The sequence below is a fragment of the Pseudomonas fildesensis genome (assembly GCF_001050345.1).
Lineage (GTDB): Bacteria > Pseudomonadota > Gammaproteobacteria > Pseudomonadales > Pseudomonadaceae > Aquipseudomonas > Aquipseudomonas fildesensis.
Genome location: NZ_LFMW01000004.1, coordinates 256,260 through 271,117 on the forward strand (window position 1 = coordinate 256,260; position 14,858 = coordinate 271,117).

The 14,858-nt window shown below is 61.1% G+C and carries 14 protein-coding genes; 9 read left to right on the top strand and 5 right to left on the bottom strand.

The features are described 5' to 3' along the window. Positions 1-69: 69 nt before the first annotated feature. The 3 genes from ftsX to ftsY are packed head-to-tail and all read right to left on the bottom strand — an operon-like array spanning position 70 to position 3,145. A complete protein-coding gene (gene ftsX / locus ACR52_RS07605; RefSeq protein WP_048722587.1) occupies positions 70-1,092 on the bottom strand; it encodes a permease-like cell division protein FtsX in 1,023 nt (340 codons plus the stop codon). After that, a complete protein-coding gene (gene ftsE, locus ACR52_RS07610) occupies positions 1,089-1,760 on the bottom strand; it encodes a cell division ATP-binding protein FtsE (RefSeq protein WP_003213784.1) in 672 nt (223 codons plus the stop codon). The genes ftsX and ftsE overlap by 4 nt, the downstream gene beginning before the upstream one ends. Beyond that, positions 1,757-3,145 carry a signal recognition particle-docking protein FtsY gene (gene ftsY / locus ACR52_RS07615; protein ID WP_048722590.1) on the bottom strand — a complete coding sequence of 463 codons (1,389 nt, stop codon included), beginning with the start codon at positions 3,143-3,145 and terminating at the stop codon, positions 1,757-1,759. The genes ftsE and ftsY overlap by 4 nt, the downstream gene beginning before the upstream one ends. A 338-nt stretch (positions 3,146-3,483) precedes the next feature. On the opposite strand from ftsY, the gene ACR52_RS07620 reads away from it, so the two are divergent. The 4 genes from ACR52_RS07620 (at position 3,484) to ACR52_RS07635 (ending at position 8,122) form a co-directional block, all read left to right on the top strand. After that, positions 3,484-4,839, top strand: coding sequence for a M16 family metallopeptidase (locus ACR52_RS07620; RefSeq protein ID WP_048722593.1), 1,356 nt, complete (start codon positions 3,484-3,486; stop codon positions 4,837-4,839). After that, a complete protein-coding gene (locus ACR52_RS07625) occupies positions 4,832-6,322 on the top strand; it encodes a M16 family metallopeptidase (protein ID WP_048722596.1) in 1,491 nt (496 codons plus the stop codon). Before ACR52_RS07620 ends, ACR52_RS07625 begins: the two co-directional genes overlap by 8 nt. After that, positions 6,322-6,939, top strand: a complete 618-nt coding sequence (gene rsmD / locus ACR52_RS07630) for a 16S rRNA (guanine(966)-N(2))-methyltransferase RsmD (protein ID WP_048722599.1) — start codon at positions 6,322-6,324, stop codon at positions 6,937-6,939. The genes ACR52_RS07625 and rsmD overlap by 1 nt, the downstream gene beginning before the upstream one ends. 184 nt (positions 6,940-7,123) lie before the next feature. Next, positions 7,124-8,122, top strand: coding sequence for a hydrolase (locus ACR52_RS07635; RefSeq protein WP_048722600.1), 999 nt, complete (start codon positions 7,124-7,126; stop codon positions 8,120-8,122). 99 nt (positions 8,123-8,221) lie between these two features. Here ACR52_RS07635 and ACR52_RS07640 read toward each other — a convergent pair whose 3' ends face one another. Both ACR52_RS07640 and ACR52_RS07645 read right to left on the bottom strand, forming a co-directional pair. After that, on the bottom strand, positions 8,222-9,076 hold the full coding sequence (locus ACR52_RS07640; protein WP_048722603.1) for a sulfurtransferase: 855 nt from the start codon (positions 9,074-9,076) through the stop codon (positions 8,222-8,224). A gap of 32 nt (positions 9,077-9,108) precedes the next feature. Continuing rightward, positions 9,109-9,780, bottom strand: coding sequence for a TetR/AcrR family transcriptional regulator (locus tag ACR52_RS07645; RefSeq protein ID WP_048722605.1), 672 nt, complete (start codon positions 9,778-9,780; stop codon positions 9,109-9,111). 147 nt (positions 9,781-9,927) lie between these two features. Here ACR52_RS07645 and ACR52_RS07650 point away from each other — a divergent pair, with 147 nt between their 5' ends. The 5 genes from ACR52_RS07650 (at position 9,928) to ACR52_RS07670 (ending at position 14,789) form a co-directional block, all read left to right on the top strand. After that, complete coding sequence (locus tag ACR52_RS07650; protein WP_048722608.1) at positions 9,928-11,355, top strand: coniferyl aldehyde dehydrogenase; 1,428 nt, start codon at positions 9,928-9,930, stop codon at positions 11,353-11,355. A gap of 28 nt (positions 11,356-11,383) precedes the next feature. Next, on the top strand, positions 11,384-11,929 hold the full coding sequence (locus ACR52_RS07655; protein WP_048722611.1) for a hypothetical protein: 546 nt from the start codon (positions 11,384-11,386) through the stop codon (positions 11,927-11,929). A 42-nt stretch (positions 11,930-11,971) separates the two neighbouring features. Continuing rightward, the gene (locus ACR52_RS07660; protein WP_048722614.1) at positions 11,972-13,567 is read left to right on the top strand and encodes a GMC family oxidoreductase; all 1,596 of its coding nucleotides are present in this window, start codon (positions 11,972-11,974) and stop codon (positions 13,565-13,567) included. 114 nt (positions 13,568-13,681) lie between these two features. Next, a complete protein-coding gene (coaD, locus tag ACR52_RS07665; RefSeq protein WP_048722617.1) occupies positions 13,682-14,161 on the top strand; it encodes a pantetheine-phosphate adenylyltransferase in 480 nt (159 codons plus the stop codon). Positions 14,162-14,537: 376 nt separating this feature from the next. Beyond that, positions 14,538-14,789, top strand: coding sequence for a YfhL family 4Fe-4S dicluster ferredoxin (locus ACR52_RS07670; RefSeq protein WP_048722619.1), 252 nt, complete (start codon positions 14,538-14,540; stop codon positions 14,787-14,789). Positions 14,790-14,858: the final 69 nt, after the last annotated feature.

Consider the following 14,858-nt stretch of genomic DNA (forward strand, 5'->3'; position numbering starts at 1 on the left):
ACCGTAGGACAAGTTCCCTAAACCACTGATACGGTCAATACAAACGAAACCACATTAATCTGACATTAACTACTTCGGTGCCAGCTCACGTAAATGCCGTGCGACCGCAATCCAAGCACCGATATACCCCAACAATACTGCGCCAAGCAAGAGCGACAGACCATCGGCAACCGGTACCCCGGCCAAGGCAAAATCACTGCCATACAAACCGGCAAGCCCGACCACCGCGTCGTTCAGCCAGTCAAGGCCAAACGCCAGTACGCCCCAGGACAAAATCCCTGCACCAAAGCCATAAAGCGCGCCCATGTACAGAAAAGGACGACGCACATAGCTGTCTGTGCCGCCGACCAGTTTAATCACTTCTATCTCGGTGCGACGGTTTTCAATATGAAGACGAATGGTATTACCTATCACCAAAAGTAATGCAGACACCAACAGCACCGTCAAACCGAACACAAAACGGTCACCCAGCTTGAGGATTGCGGCCAGGCGCTCCACCCAGACTAGATCAAGTTGCGCCTGCTGCACCTTGGGCATCTCTGCGAGTTTTTGTCGCAGGGCTTCAAGGGCTGGCTTGTCGACTTCATTTGGCGTCACCAACACCACGCCCGGCAGCGGGTTCTGCGGCAGCTCTTTAAGCGCCTCGCCCAGCCCGGACTGTTGCTGGAACTCCTCAAGGGCCTGATCGCTGCTGATGTACTCAGCCTGCGCCACGCCCGGCAGGTTCTTGATGTCGTCGCGCAGGGCCTCGCCGTCTTTGGCGCTGGCATCCAGGTTCAGGTACAGCGAAATCTGCGCCGCACGCTGCCAGGAACCGCCCAGGCGCTCGACATTATTAAGCAGCAGCGACAAACCCATCGGCAAGCTCAGGGCGACGGCCATCACCAGGCAGGTAAAAAAGCTGCCGATCGGCTGCTTGCCCAGGCGACGCAGGCTGTCCAGCAGGCTGGCGCGATGGCTTTCGATCCAGGCGCGCAGCAGCGTGCTGAAGTCCGGGCCGTCATCTTCGTCGTGCTTTTTCTTTTTCGGTTGCGGGTCGGCCGGTTTCGGCGCCACGCGCTCGGAGACTTTAGGGCTGCGTGTCGCACTCATACGCCAGCCTCCCCGTCACCGATCAGGCGGCCGCGTTGCAACGTCAACATGCGATGACGCATACGCGCGATCAGCGCCAGGTCGTGGCTGGCGATCAGCACACTGGTGCCCAGGCGGTTGATGTCTTCGAACACGCCCATGATCTCGGCCGCCAGGCGCGGGTCGAGGTTACCGGTAGGTTCGTCCGCCAGCAGCAACGCCGGGCGGTGCACGATGGCGCGGGCGATGCCGACGCGCTGTTGCTGGCCGGTAGACAGGTCGCCGGGGTAAAGGTCGGTCTTGTCCGACAACGCCACGCGCTCCAGGGCCGAATCCACACGCTTGACGATCTCGGCCTTGGATAGCCCGAGAATCTGCAACGGCAGGGCAATATTGTTGAACACCGTGCGATCAAACAGCAGTTGGTGGTTCTGGAACACCACGCCGATCTGGCGGCGCAGGAAGGGAATCTGCGCATTGCTGATGGTGGCCAGGTCCTGGCCCGCCAGCAGCAGCTTGCCGGTGGTCGGGCGTTCCATGGCCAGCAGCAGGCGCAACAGCGTACTTTTGCCGGCGCCCGAGTGGCCGGTCACGAACAAGAATTCGCCGCGACGCACTCGAAAGCTCAGCTCATGCAAGCCGACATGCCCGTTGGCATAGCGTTTACCGACCTGTTCGAATCGAATCATGAACGCTCCCGCTCGGCAAACAGTGCCTGTACAAAGGGTTCGGCTTCAAAGGTGCGCAGGTCGTCGATGCCTTCACCGACGCCGATGTAACGAATCGGCAACCCGAACTGTTTCGCCAGGGCGAAGATCACGCCGCCTTTGGCCGTGCCGTCGAGCTTAGTCAATACCAGGCCGGTCAGTTGCACCGTCTGGTTGAATTGTTTGGCCTGGCTGATGGCGTTCTGGCCGGTACCGGCGTCCAGCACCAGCAACACTTCGTGCGGGGCGTCAGCGTCGAGCTTGCTGATCACGCGGCGCACTTTTTTCAGTTCTTCCATCAGGTTGTCTTTGGTGTGCAGGCGACCGGCGGTATCCGCGATCAGCACATCAATATTACGGGCCTTGGCGGCTTGCACGGCATCGAAGATCACCGAGGCCGAGTCGGCGCCGGTGTGCTGGGCGATCACCGGGATCTTGTTGCGCTCACCCCAGACTTGCAGCTGCTCCACGGCGGCGGCGCGGAAGGTGTCGCCGGCGGCGAGCATGACTTTTTTGCCGTCCAACTGCAGCTTCTTGGCCAGCTTGCCGATGGTGGTGGTCTTGCCGGCGCCGTTGACGCCAACTACCAGGATCACGAACGGCTTGTTCGGGGTGATCACCAGCGGCGCTTCCACCGGTTTGAGCATCGCGGCCAGCTCGGCCTGCAGGGATTTGTAGAGTGCGTCGGCGTCGGTCAGCTGCTTGCGCGCGACCTTCTGGGTCAGGCTCTGGATGATCACAGCGGTGGCTTCGACGCCCACGTCGGCGGTCAGCAGACGGGTTTCGATGTCTTCCAGCAGCTCGTCATCAATGACTTTTTTGCCGAGGAACAGGCTGGCCATGCCTTCGCCGATGCTGGCGCTGGTTTTACTCAAGCCTTGCTTGAGGCGGGCGAAGAAGCCGGTTTTGCTGGATTCGGTGGATTCGGTGGATTCGGCAGGCTCTTCGATGATAGCGGGAGCGGCAATCATGGCAGGGGCTGGTTTTGGTTCGACAACCACCGGCGCGGGCTCTTCGACAACGACCGGAATCGGCGGCGCCACGTGTTCGGCCTGCACATCTTCAACCAGCGCCACCGGTTCTTCGGCCACCGGCAGTTCCAGCCATGGCTTATGCTCCGGCTCCGGCTCCGGTTCAGGCTCAGCCTCAACCACCGGCTGCAACACCGGCTCAGCCATGGGCAACACTACCGGCGCCGGGGTTTCGGCAACTGGTTCGGCTTCTACTATAGGTTCAGGGATCGGCTCAGGTTGAACCTGCGGCTGTTCGACGACGGTTTCCTGCGGCTTTTTGCGCAGCCATCCGAACAGGCCTTTCTTCTCGCCAGCCGCAGCTGGGGTCTTCTTGTCGTCGTTGGAACCAAACATGGAGACGGCTATCTCAAGGTAGCGATGCGCCAGGGCGCCTCGGTAAATAAAATTCGATGCAGAACAGACTGCTTTAAAGCCCGCTTGTTCATGCGCAACATTTTGTAAGGCGTAAATAAAGGCCTCAACAAATCGATTCAATATAGGACTGAAACGATAAAATCGGCGAAAAGCGGAAGATCGTCGGGGAAACCCGGCGCCAATTCCAACTTCCCTACGACTGAATCCGGAACGAGATGACGGCCGCAGTGGCCGTCGGTAAACCGGATCAGTATCCTAGCACCTCCTCGCCCGCCGACGCTAAGACCAAGCGGGCAGTCCAACAGGTTTAAAAACGAATGAATGCTCTAGCCCGCCGCGCCGCAGGCCTGCTGTTCAGCACAGTTTGTCTGCCTCTTTCAGCTTTGGCTGCCGATCCACAACCCACCCATGAATTCACCCTCGATAACGGCCTCAAAGTGGTCGTGCGCGAAGACCATCGCGCGCCGGTGGTGGTTTCCCAGGTCTGGTACAAGGTCGGTTCGAGCTACGAAACCCCGGGCCAGACCGGTTTGTCCCACGCTCTGGAGCACATGATGTTCAAGGGCAGCGCCAAGGTCGGCCCCGGCGAAGCCTCGCTGATCCTGCGCGACCTGGGCGCCGAAGAAAATGCGTTCACCAGCGATGACTACACCGCGTACTACCAGGTGCTGGCCCGTGACCGCCTGGGTGTGGCCTTCGAACTCGAAGCCGACCGCATGGCCAGCCTTCGCCTGCCCGCCGACGAGTTCAGCCGCGAGATCGAGGTAATCAAGGAAGAACGCCGCCTGCGCACCGACGACAACCCGATGTCCAAGGCTTACGAGCGCTTCAAGGCGATAGCCTACCCGGCGAGCGGCTACCACACGCCGACCATCGGCTGGATGGCCGACCTGGACCGCATGAAGGTCGACGAGCTGCGTCACTGGTACCAGTCCTGGTATGTGCCGAACAACGCCACCCTGGTGGTAGTCGGCGACGTGACGCCAGACGAGGTGAAGAACCTGGCCCAGCGCTACTTCGGCCCGATCCCCAAGCGTGACGTACCGCCCGCCAAGATCCCGATGGAACTGGCCGAGCCCGGCGAACGCCTGCTGACCCTGCATGTGCAGACCCAATTGCCGAGCGTGATCCTGGGTTTCAACGTGCCTGGCCTGGCCACCGCTGAAGACAAACGCTCCGTACAATCCCTGCGCCTGATTTCGGCGTTGCTGGACGGCGGCTACAGCGCGCGTATCTCGGAGCAGTTGGAGCGCGGTGAAGAGTTGGTATCCGCCGCGTCCACCAACTACGACGCCTACACCCGGGGCGACAGCCTGTTCATGCTGACGGCCACGCCGAACCAGCAGAAAAAGAAAACCGTCGCCCAAGCTGAAGCCGGCCTGTGGCGCCTGCTTGACGAGCTGAAAGCCAAACCGCCGACTGCCGAAGAACTGGAGCGTATCCGCGCCCAGGTCATTGCCGGGCTCGTCTACCAGCGTGACTCCATCACCAGCCAAGCCACGGCCATCGGCTCCCTGGAAACCGTGGGCCTGTCCTGGAAACTCATGGACACCGAACTCGCCGACCTGCAAAGCGTGACCCCGGAAGATATCCAGAAGGCTGCGCGCACCTATTTCACCCGCGAACGTCTCAGCGTCGCCCATGTTTTGCCTGAGGAGACTGCTCATGAGTGATCGCAAAAACAGCCGCCTGATCCTGCCCGGCCTGATCGCAGTCACCTTGATTGCGGCGGGCGCCGTGTATTTCCTGCGCCCTAGCGAGTCCGTCGCCAGCCAGGCACTGGACAAGGCCCAATCGGCTAACAAACTGCAATCCCTGGCGGAGCTGGACGGCAAGGCGCCGACCAACCGCAAGCTCGACGTGCAAACCTGGACCACCGCCGAAGGCGCCAAGGTGCTATTCGTCGAAGCCCATGAACTGCCGATGTTCGACGTGCGCATCCTGTTCGCCGCCGGCAGCAGCCAGGACGGCAACGTACCGGGCCTGGCGCTGATGACCAACGCCATGCTCAACGAAGGCGTGCCGGGCAAGGACGTCAGCCAGATCGCCAGTGGCTTTGAAGGCCTGGGCGCCGACTTTGGCAATGGCGCTTACCGCGATATGGCGCTGGTATCCCTGCGCAGCCTGAGTGCCAGCGACAAGCGCGATGCCGCCCTGACGCTGTTTGACCAGGTGATCGGCCAGCCGACTTTCCCGGCTGATTCCCTGGCGCGGATCAAGAACCAGATCCTCGCCGGCTTCGAATACCAGAAGCAGAACCCCGGCAAACTGGCGAGCCTTGAGCTCTTCAAGCGCGTGTACGGTGATCATCCTTACGCCCACCCGAGCGAAGGCACGCCCGAAAGCGTTCCAAAGATCAGCCTCGCGCAGTTGCAGGCGTTCCATGCCAAAGCGTATGCGGCGGGCAATGCGGTGATTGCAGTGGTGGGCGACTTGACTCGCGCTGAAGCCGAAGCCATGACGGCCAAGGTTTCTGCATCACTGCCCAAAGGCCCGGCGCTGGCGAAAATTGCCCAGCCGACCGAGCCAAAAGCCGGCCTGAGCCATATCGAGTTCCCGTCCAAACAGACGCACCTGCTGTTCGCCCAGCTGGGCATCGACCGCGCCGACCCGGACTACGCAGCCTTGTCCCTGGGCAACCAGATCCTCGGCGGCGGTGGCTTCGGCACCCGCTTGATGAGCGAAGTACGCGAGAAGCGCGGCCTGACCTACGGCGTTTACTCCGGTTTCTCACCGATGCAGGTGCGCGGCCCGTTCATGATCAACCTGCAGACCCGCGCTGAAATGAGCGGCGGCACCCTGCGCCTGGTTGAAGACGTGCTGGCGGATTACCTCAAGACCGGCCCGACGCAGAAAGAGCTGGATGACGCCAAGCGCGAGCTGGCCGGCAGCTTCCCGCTGTCCACAGCGAGCAACGCCGATATCGTCGGGCAGCTGGGCGCCATGGGTTTCTACAACCTGCCGCTGAGCTATCTGGAAGATTTCATGAAACAATCCCAGGCCCTGACCGCAGAGCAGGTCAAGGCTGCCTTGAACAAACACTTGAGCGCCGACAAGATGGTCATCGTGACCGCCGGCCCGACGATTGCGCAAAAGCCACTACCGCCCCCCACTGATAAACCTGCCGAGCAGCCGCTCGGGGTTCCGGAGCATTAATGGCCAGTTCATCTCGCCCGAAAAAACCTGTCCACAACGTGCATAACGGTGTGGGCCAACTGCGCATCATTGGCGGTGAATGGGGCAGCCGCAAGCTGAGCTTCCCCGACGTGGTGGGCCTGCGCCCAACGCCGGATCGCGTGCGCGAAACCCTGTTCAACTGGCTCGCGCCTTATATTGCCGGGGCCAAGGTGCTTGACCCGTTCGCCGGCAGTGGCGCGCTGTTCCTGGAGGCGCTGTCCCGTGGCGCCGCCCAGGCCCAGGCGCTGGATGCCAGCAATGTGGCGGTGTCCAGCCTCAAGGAACACCTGGGCACCCTGCGCTGCACCAACGGCCAGGTCCAGACCGCCGACGCGTTGCGCTACCTGGAAACCCAGCCGGCCAGCGAATACGACGTGGTATTCCTCGACCCTCCGTTCAACCAAAACCTGTTGCCTACCGTGTGCGCACTGCTGGAAGAGCGTCAATGGCTGGCGGCGGACTCGTGGATCTACACTGAAAGTGAGACTGCGCCTTCTACCCTCGGCTTGCCAGGCAGTTGGCGCCTGCACCGGGAGCAGAAGTCCGGGCGGGTGTATTACGCGTTGTGGCACCGTTTGGTCGAGAGCGCTGCATAAACCTGTGTGACAAGCTGGCCTCTCTTGGCGAGCGGGCTTGTTGTGGCGAGCGGGCTTGCCCCGCGTTGGGCTGCGAAGCAGCCCCAGCACAGTCACCGCGTTCTTTCAGAAAAATCGCGGTGGCAGGTTTTAGGGCTGCTCCGCAGCCCAACGCGGGACAAGCCCGCTCGCCACAGAGAATTTCATGACCCCCTCTTCCGACCTGTTCAAACCCGCCTTCGGCCTCGGCAACCCCCACCTGCAAACACTGTGGGGGCCGCTGTGGCGTCCCACCACCCATCTCGAACGCCAGCGCGAACGCCTGTGGCTGGAAGATGGCGACTTTCTCGACCTCGACTGGCACGGCCCCCACGACGCACAGGCACCGTTGGTGCTGGTGCTGCATGGCCTGACCGGTTCATCCAACTCGCCCTACGTGGCAGGTTTGCAAAAAGTCCTCGCCGCCCAGGGCTGGGCCAGTGCGGCCTTGAACTGGCGCGGTTGCTCGGGCGAGCCGAACCTGTTGGCGCGCAGCTATCACTCGGGTGCCAGTGAAGACCTGGCGTCGGCGATTGCGCACCTGCGCGCCAAACGGCCGTTGGCGCCGCTGTATGCGGTGGGTTATTCGCTGGGCGGCAATGTGCTGCTCAAGCACCTGGGGGAAACCGGTGAGGCCTCGGGGCTGCAAGGCGCGGCGGCGGTGTCGGTGCCGTTTCGCCTGGACCAGTGCGCAGATCGCATCGGGCTGGGTTTCTCGCGGGTGTATCAAAAACACTTTATGCGCGAAATGCTGGCGTATATACGCGTCAAGCAACGCCAGTTTTTGCAGGATGGCCGTGAAGACGCGCTGAAAACCCTGGAGTCCCTGGGCTCACTGGAGAAGATGCGTACGTTCTGGGACTTCGATGGCCGCGTCACCGCGCCGCTGCATGGTTACCTCAGTGCCGAGGACTATTACCGCCGCGCGTCGAGCCGCTATTACCTGGGCGATATCCGCACGCCGACCTTGATCATCCAGGCCGCCGATGACCCGTTCGTGTTCGCCCACAGCCTACCCGAGGCCAGCGAGTTGTCGGATTGCACTGAATTTGAGCTGACAGCGAAAGGTGGGCATGTCGGTTTCGTCGATGGCTCAATCAAACACCCCGGCTATTACCTGGAACGACGAATTCCAGCCTGGCTGCTGACGCAATCCACACCCTAGTCTGTAAGCCCGGCTTGCCGACGATGGGTCCATTGGCTAACGCGCCTGGCTTGAGGACTCCATCGCCGGCAAGCCGGACGCCTACAGTGGGTTGCGCGTTTAGTCGCCGGTAGCGATTTCCCGCGTCGGATCGGTAATCCACTCGCTCCACGACCCTGCATACAACTTGCCCAACGGATAACCCGCCAAACTCAGCGCGAACAGGTTATGGCATGCCGTCACGCCGGAACCGCAGTACGCCACCAATTCATCCGGCGAGCGGTCCTGCAACTTAACCGCAAAGCGCTGTTTGAGCTGTTCGGCTGGCAGGAAACGGCCGTCACTGCCCAGGTTTTCGTTGAACGCCGCACATTGCGCGCCGGGGATATGCCCGGCAATCGGGTCGATGGGCTCCAATTCGCCGCGAAAGCGCGGCTGGGCGCGGGCGTCGATCAGGGTCAGGCCTGGTTGGCCCAGGCGTTTCTGCAGGTGTTCGGCATCCAGCAGCAAGTGATTATCCGGCTTGCCAGCAAAGGTGCCCGGCTCAATCACCGGCGCATCCAGGCTCAAGGGGAAACCGGCGGCGTGCCAGGCCTTTAGGCCACCATCCAGAATAAACACGCCGTCACGCTTGCCCAGCCAGGCCAGCAACCACCACGCCCGCGCCGCATAGGCGCCGGGGCCGTCGTCATAGAGCACTACGTCGGTGCCAGCGTTGACGCCCCAGGCCCGCAGTTGCTTAGCGAACACATCCGCCGCCGGCAATGGGTGACGACCGGTCACACCCTTGATCACCGGCCCGCTGAGGTGGCATTCCAGGTCGGCATAGTGCGCGCCCTCGATATGCCCTTCGGCGTAGCTGCAACGCCCGTAATCCGGGTCTTCCAGGGCAAATCGACAATCCAGGATCACAAGCCCGGCCGACTTCTGGCGCTCGGCCAATTGCTGGGGGCTAATCAGTTGGGCAAGCGGCATGACGAACTCCTACGAATGCATGTGGGAAAGGTCTACTTCACTTCTTCCAGTGCCTGGTTCAACGGCACGTAAAACTCTTTGAACAAGGCATCCACCGCCTCCTTCGCCTGGGGCGTGACAAAACCCGCCTCCAGCACCAGTACCTGATACACCCCGCGCTTGATCGCTTCGGCGCTCAAATGGGTGGAATTTTCATTGGTGGTGCACAGGAAACGCACCCACGAGGTGAGGATGATCCAGGCGTTCAGGGTCAGGGCTTCGGTTTGCACCGGGTCCATATTGAGGATGCCGGCATCGACAAACCCTCGGTAGATGGCGCCGCCCTGGATCAGGCAGCGCTGGGAAAAACGCCGGTAGCCAGTGGCCAGTTCCGGGTCGCTTTCCAGCAGGTGTTCAAGGTCGCGGTGCAAGAAACGGTAGCGCCACATGCCGGCCAGTAAGGCCTGCAGGTAGAAACGCTTGTCTTCGACGGTGATCGCGCGGCCTTGGGGCGGGCGCAGAAAACTGTCCACCAGCGCTTCGTATTCGCGAAACAGTACGGCGATGATCGCCTGCTTGTTGGGGAAGTGGTAGTACAGGTTGCCCGGCGAAATTTCCATGTGGGCGGCGATGTGGTTGGTACTGACACTGCGCTCGCCCTGCTGGTTAAAAAGCTCGAGGCTGGTTTGCACAATGCGCTCGTTGGTCTTTACTCGTGGTGCCATAGGGGAATCAGCTTCTATACACGTGAAGAGGCATCTTACGGCCTATCCTTGTCAGGATAAATCTGCATATTGCTGCAATGTTATTTGACAATTTAGAGCAATGACTCTAAAAATCCAGGCAGACCTATAACAATCGGGAACTGTGCCATGTCTGCCAACGTTGCCTACCTACAAGATTCCCAGGCGCTGGATCAGCTCCAGCACCTGTTCGACACCCAGCGAAGCGCCTATGCGGCCAACCCGATGCCGCCGGCCGCGCAACGTCAGCAATGGCTCAAGGCCTTGAGGGACTTGCTCAGTGATGAACGCCAGGCACTGATCAACGCGATCAGCCAGGACTTCAGCCACCGTAGCGCTGACGAAACCCTGTTCGCCGAACTGATGCCCAGCCTGCATGGCATTCACTATGCCAGCAAGCACCTCAAGGGCTGGATGAAACCTTCCCGCCGCGCTGTAGGCATCGCCTTCCAACCCGCTTCGGCCAAAGTCATTTATCAACCGCTGGGCGTGGTCGGGGTGATCGTGCCCTGGAACTACCCACTGTACTTGGCCATCGGTCCGCTGGTGGGTGCGTTGGCGGCGGGTAACCGGGTGATGCTCAAGCTCAGCGAATCAACGCCCGCTACGGGTGACCTGCTCAAGAGACTGCTGGCGAAAATCTTCCCCGAGGACTTGGTGTGCGTGGTGTTGGGCGAGGCAGAAGTGGGCATGGCGTTTTCCAAACTGCGCTTCGACCACCTGCTGTTCACGGGCGCTACCAGCATTGGCAAGCACGTGATGCGCGCTGCGGCCGAACACCTCACGCCGGTCACCCTGGAGCTGGGTGGCAAGTCGCCGGCCATCGTCTCGGCGGATGTGCCACTCAAGGACGCCGCCGAGCGCATCGCTTTCGGTAAAGCCCTGAATGCCGGGCAAACCTGCGTGGCGCCGGACTACGTGCTGGTGCCGGAAGACCGCGTCGACGGTTTCGTCGAGGCTTACAGCCAGGCAATTCGAGGGTTCTATCCGAAGCTGGCCGACAACCCGGACTACACCGCCATCATCAACGAACGACAACTGGCCCGGCTGAATGCCTACATCAAGGACGCCACCGACAAAGGCGCCACTCTGATCCCGCTTTACGACCAGGGCCAGGCACGGCGCATGGCCCACAGCCTGTTGCTGAATGTCAGCGATGACATGACCGTGATGCAGGACGAAATTTTCGGCCCAGTGCTACCGATCGTGCCTTATCGCGGCATCGACCAGGCCTTTGCCTACATCAACCAGCGCCCTCGCCCACTGGCCCTGTATTACTTCGGCTACAACAAGGGCGAACAGAACCGCGTACTCCACGAGACCCATTCCGGTGGTGTGTGCCTGAACGACACCTTGCTGCATGTAGCCCAGGATGACATGCCGTTTGGCGGTATCGGCCCGTCGGGCATGGGCCACTACCACGGGCATGAGGGGTTCCTGACGTTCAGCAAGGCCAAGGGTGTGCTGGTGAAACAGCGCCTGAACGCGGCGAAATTGATCTACCCGCCGTACGGCAAATCGATCCAGAAGTTGATCCAGAAGCTGTTCGTTCGCTGATAAAGCCACCCTCGGGAAAACAATAACAATGAACCCCAGCCTGACTGATTCACCCACGCTGTCGCGGCGCGGCGTCCTGAAAATTGGCCTGTGCGCCAGCGCCTTCCTGGCCACCGCTGGCCTTGGTGCCAGCCTCAGCGGCTGTTCCAGCAGCACCCCAGCCAGCGGCTTTGCCATGTTGCGCAGCAGTGATTTGCCGTTTTTGCGCGCGGTAATCCCGGTGTTGCTGGAGGGCGTGGCCAGCGCTCAGGAAGTCGCCAGCGGCATCGAAGACACCCTGAAAAAACTCGATTACAGCCTGCAGCATCTGTCGCCGGAGATGTTCAAGCTCACCCAGCAACTCTTCGATGTGCTCGGCATGGGTATCACCCGCGGCCCGCTGACCGGCATCTGGGGCAGTTGGGAAAACGCCAGCGGCGAGCAGATCCGCAACTTCCTGCATCGCTGGGAAAACAGCTACCTGAACCTGTTGCGCATGGGCCAGGGCTCGCTGCTCAAACTGGTGATCATGGCCTGGTACTTCCGGCCGCAATCCTGGGCCCACTGTGGCTACCCCGGCCCGCCGAAGATCTGACAAACCCTGTAGGCGCCCCCATAACAATAAGAGTGCTTGTTTATGCCCGTACCTGATCTGTTTCGTGACGGCCTCGCCCGTGGCTGGAAAACCCACAACGGCGCCGCCCTCGACAGCGACCTGACCCTGGAAGCCGACGTGGCGATCATCGGCAGCGGTGCCGGTGGCGGCACCACCGCCGAAATACTCAGCGCCGCCGGCTACAAGGTGTTGCTGATCGAAGAAGGTCCGCTCAAGACCAGCAGCGACTTCAAGCTGCTCGAAGACGAGGCCTATGCCAGCCTGTACCAGGAGGGCATCGGCCGCATGAGCAAGGACGGCGCGATCACCATCCTGCAGGGCCGGGCGGTGGGCGGCACCACCTTGATCAACTGGACTTCGAGCTTTCGCACCCCGGACGCCACCCTTTCCCACTGGGCCAGTGAATATGCAGTCAAGGGCCACAGCAGTGCCGAGATGGCTCCGTGGTTCGAGAAAATGGAGCAGCGCCTGGGCATCGCGCCCTGGGCCATACCGCCCAACGCCAACAATGATGTGATCCGCAAGGGCTGCGAAAAACTCGGCTACAGCTGGCACGTCATCCCACGCAACGTTCGCGGCTGCTTCAACCTGGGTTATTGCGGCATGGGCTGCCCGGTCAACGCCAAGCAATCGATGCTGGTGACCACCATCCCTTCCACCCTGGAAAAAGGCGGAGAGCTGCTGTACCTGGCCCGCGCCGAACGTTTGAAGTACAGCGGTGACACTATCAGCAGCCTGGAATGTGTGGCCATGGATGAACGCTGCGTGGCACCCACCGGGCGCAAGATCACGGTCAAGGCCAAGCACTATGTGCTGTCGGGCGGCGGCATCAACAGCCCGGCGCTGCTGATGCGCTCGGACGCCCCCGACCCGCATTCGCGGCTGGGCAAACGCACGTTTTTGCACCTGGTGAACTTCTCCGCCGGGTTGTTCGACGAGGTGATCAACCCGTTCTACGGCGCGCCGCAGTCGATTTATTCCGATCACTTCCAATGGCAGGACGGCACCACCGGCAAAATGTCCTACAAGCTTGAGGCGCCACCCTTACATCCAGGATTGGCCAGCACCTTGTTCGGCGGCTACGGCACGCAGAACGCCCTGGATATGAACCGATTGCCCAACACCCACGCGATGCTGGCGTTGTTGCGAGACGGTTTCCACCCCGACAGTTCGGGCGGCAGCGTGGATCTGCGCGGGGACGGTACGCCGGTGCTCGACTACCAGGTGTCGGATTACGCCTGGGACGGCCTGCGCCGGGCCTTCCACAGCATGGCCGAGATTCAGTTCGCGGCGGGCGCCAGGTCGGTCAAGCCGTTACATCACGATGCGCGCTACGTGAACACTCTGGCCGAGGCGCGCAGCATGATTGACGGTCTGAGCCTGGAACTGCATCGAACGACGCTGGGCAGCGCCCATGTGATGGGCGGCTGTGCGATGGGCGAAGACCCTGAAAATGCAGTGGCCGACAGCCTCGGGCGTCACCACCAACTGCGCAATCTGTCGATTCACGATGGCTCGTTATTCCCCACGAGCATTGGGGCTAATCCGCAATTATCGGTGTATGGATTGACCGCCCAACTGGCGACAGCTTTGGCCGAACGTCTGAAAACGGCATGAAAAAACACGGTATTCTCCATGTCTATACTGCTTTCTTCTGCATAAGTTGACTTGGCCGACCGGGATGGCTGCGATACCATCCGGTTCCCCAACGGACTCCGCCAGGACGACGCGATGAACCGAGTGTTGTACCCAGGTACCTTCGACCCGATTACCAAAGGCCATGGCGATCTGGTCGAACGCGCCTCGCGCTTGTTCGACCATGTGATCATCGCGGTCGCGGCCAGCCCCAAGAAAAACCCGCTGTTTCCCCTGGAACAGCGCGTGGAGCTGGCGCGTGAGGTCACCAAACACCTGCCCAACGTTGAAGTGATGGGCTTTTCGACACTGCTCGCGCATTTCGCCAAGGAGCAGAACGCCAATGTGTTCCTGCGTGGCTTGCGTGCGGTGTCGGACTTCGAATACGAATTCCAGCTGGCCAATATGAACCGCCAACTGGCGCCGGACGTCGAAAGCCTGTTCCTTACGCCGTCGGAACGTTACTCATTCATTTCCTCGACGTTAGTGCGCGAAATCGCCGCTTTGGGCGGAGATATCACCAAGTTCGTTCATCCAGCTGTGGCTGATGCGCTGACTTTGCGCTTCAAGAAGTAAAACCAGGTGCAGACTTGTTGTGATCAGCCTGGTTTGGCTGTGGTGAGCCTGGCTTATTGTGGTGAGCCTGGCTTGTCTGTGGCGAGCGGGCTTGCCCCGCGTTGGGGCGCGCAGCGGCCCTGAAACCAGGCGGCGCGGTTTTACCTGAAAGCGCACGGTGTCTTGAATTGGGGCCGCTTCGCAGCCCAACGCGGGGCAAGCCCGCTCGCCACGAAAAGCCCGTTCGCCACAATAGGCCCACTCGACACATACACACCCTAGCCACACAAGCGCACCAACCACAGGTCATGTGCGCTCGCACTGCCGACGCCAATGCGGCACAATTGCGCGCATTAGTTTTCAGATGCCTTGGCAGAGTGCCCTGGCAGGAGTTTCCATGTCCCTGATCATCACCGACGATTGCATCAACTGCGACGTCTGCGAACCCGAGTGCCCGAACGCCGCGATTTCCCAAGGCGAAGAGATCTACGTGATCGACCCCAACCTGTGCACCCAGTGTGTCGGCCACTACGACGAACCCCAGTGCCAGCAGGTGTGCCCGGTGGATTGTATTCCGCTGGATGAAGCCCATCCGGAAACGGAAGAGCAGTTGATGGCCAAATACCGCGTCATTACCGGTAAGGCCTGAGGACTCGCAGCGCCTGTCAGGGCCTCATCGGGAGCGACGATTCGACTTGCTCCCGATGGCGTAATCAGC

Excerpts from the sequence above, each read along its gene's own strand:
- ftsX (WP_048722587.1), bottom strand. The coding sequence starts at position 1,092 with ATGAGTGCGACACGCAGCCCTAAAGTCTCCGAGCGCGTGGCGCCGAAA.
- ftsE (WP_003213784.1), bottom strand. The coding sequence starts at position 1,760 with ATGATTCGATTCGAACAGGTCGGTAAACGCTATGCCAACGGGCATGTC.
- ftsY (WP_048722590.1), bottom strand. The coding sequence starts at position 3,145 with ATGTTTGGTTCCAACGACGACAAGAAGACCCCAGCTGCGGCTGGCGAG.
- ACR52_RS07620 (WP_048722593.1), top strand. The coding sequence starts at position 3,484 with ATGAATGCTCTAGCCCGCCGCGCCGCAGGCCTGCTGTTCAGCACAGTT.
- ACR52_RS07625 (WP_048722596.1), top strand. The coding sequence starts at position 4,832 with ATGAGTGATCGCAAAAACAGCCGCCTGATCCTGCCCGGCCTGATCGCA.
- rsmD (WP_048722599.1), top strand. The coding sequence starts at position 6,322 with ATGGCCAGTTCATCTCGCCCGAAAAAACCTGTCCACAACGTGCATAAC.
- ACR52_RS07635 (WP_048722600.1), top strand. The coding sequence starts at position 7,124 with ATGACCCCCTCTTCCGACCTGTTCAAACCCGCCTTCGGCCTCGGCAAC.
- ACR52_RS07640 (WP_048722603.1), bottom strand. The coding sequence starts at position 9,076 with ATGCCGCTTGCCCAACTGATTAGCCCCCAGCAATTGGCCGAGCGCCAG.
- ACR52_RS07645 (WP_048722605.1), bottom strand. The coding sequence starts at position 9,780 with ATGGCACCACGAGTAAAGACCAACGAGCGCATTGTGCAAACCAGCCTC.
- ACR52_RS07650 (WP_048722608.1), top strand. The coding sequence starts at position 9,928 with ATGTCTGCCAACGTTGCCTACCTACAAGATTCCCAGGCGCTGGATCAG.
- ACR52_RS07655 (WP_048722611.1), top strand. The coding sequence starts at position 11,384 with ATGAACCCCAGCCTGACTGATTCACCCACGCTGTCGCGGCGCGGCGTC.
- ACR52_RS07660 (WP_048722614.1), top strand. The coding sequence starts at position 11,972 with ATGCCCGTACCTGATCTGTTTCGTGACGGCCTCGCCCGTGGCTGGAAA.
- coaD (WP_048722617.1), top strand. The coding sequence starts at position 13,682 with ATGAACCGAGTGTTGTACCCAGGTACCTTCGACCCGATTACCAAAGGC.
- ACR52_RS07670 (WP_048722619.1), top strand. The coding sequence starts at position 14,538 with ATGTCCCTGATCATCACCGACGATTGCATCAACTGCGACGTCTGCGAA.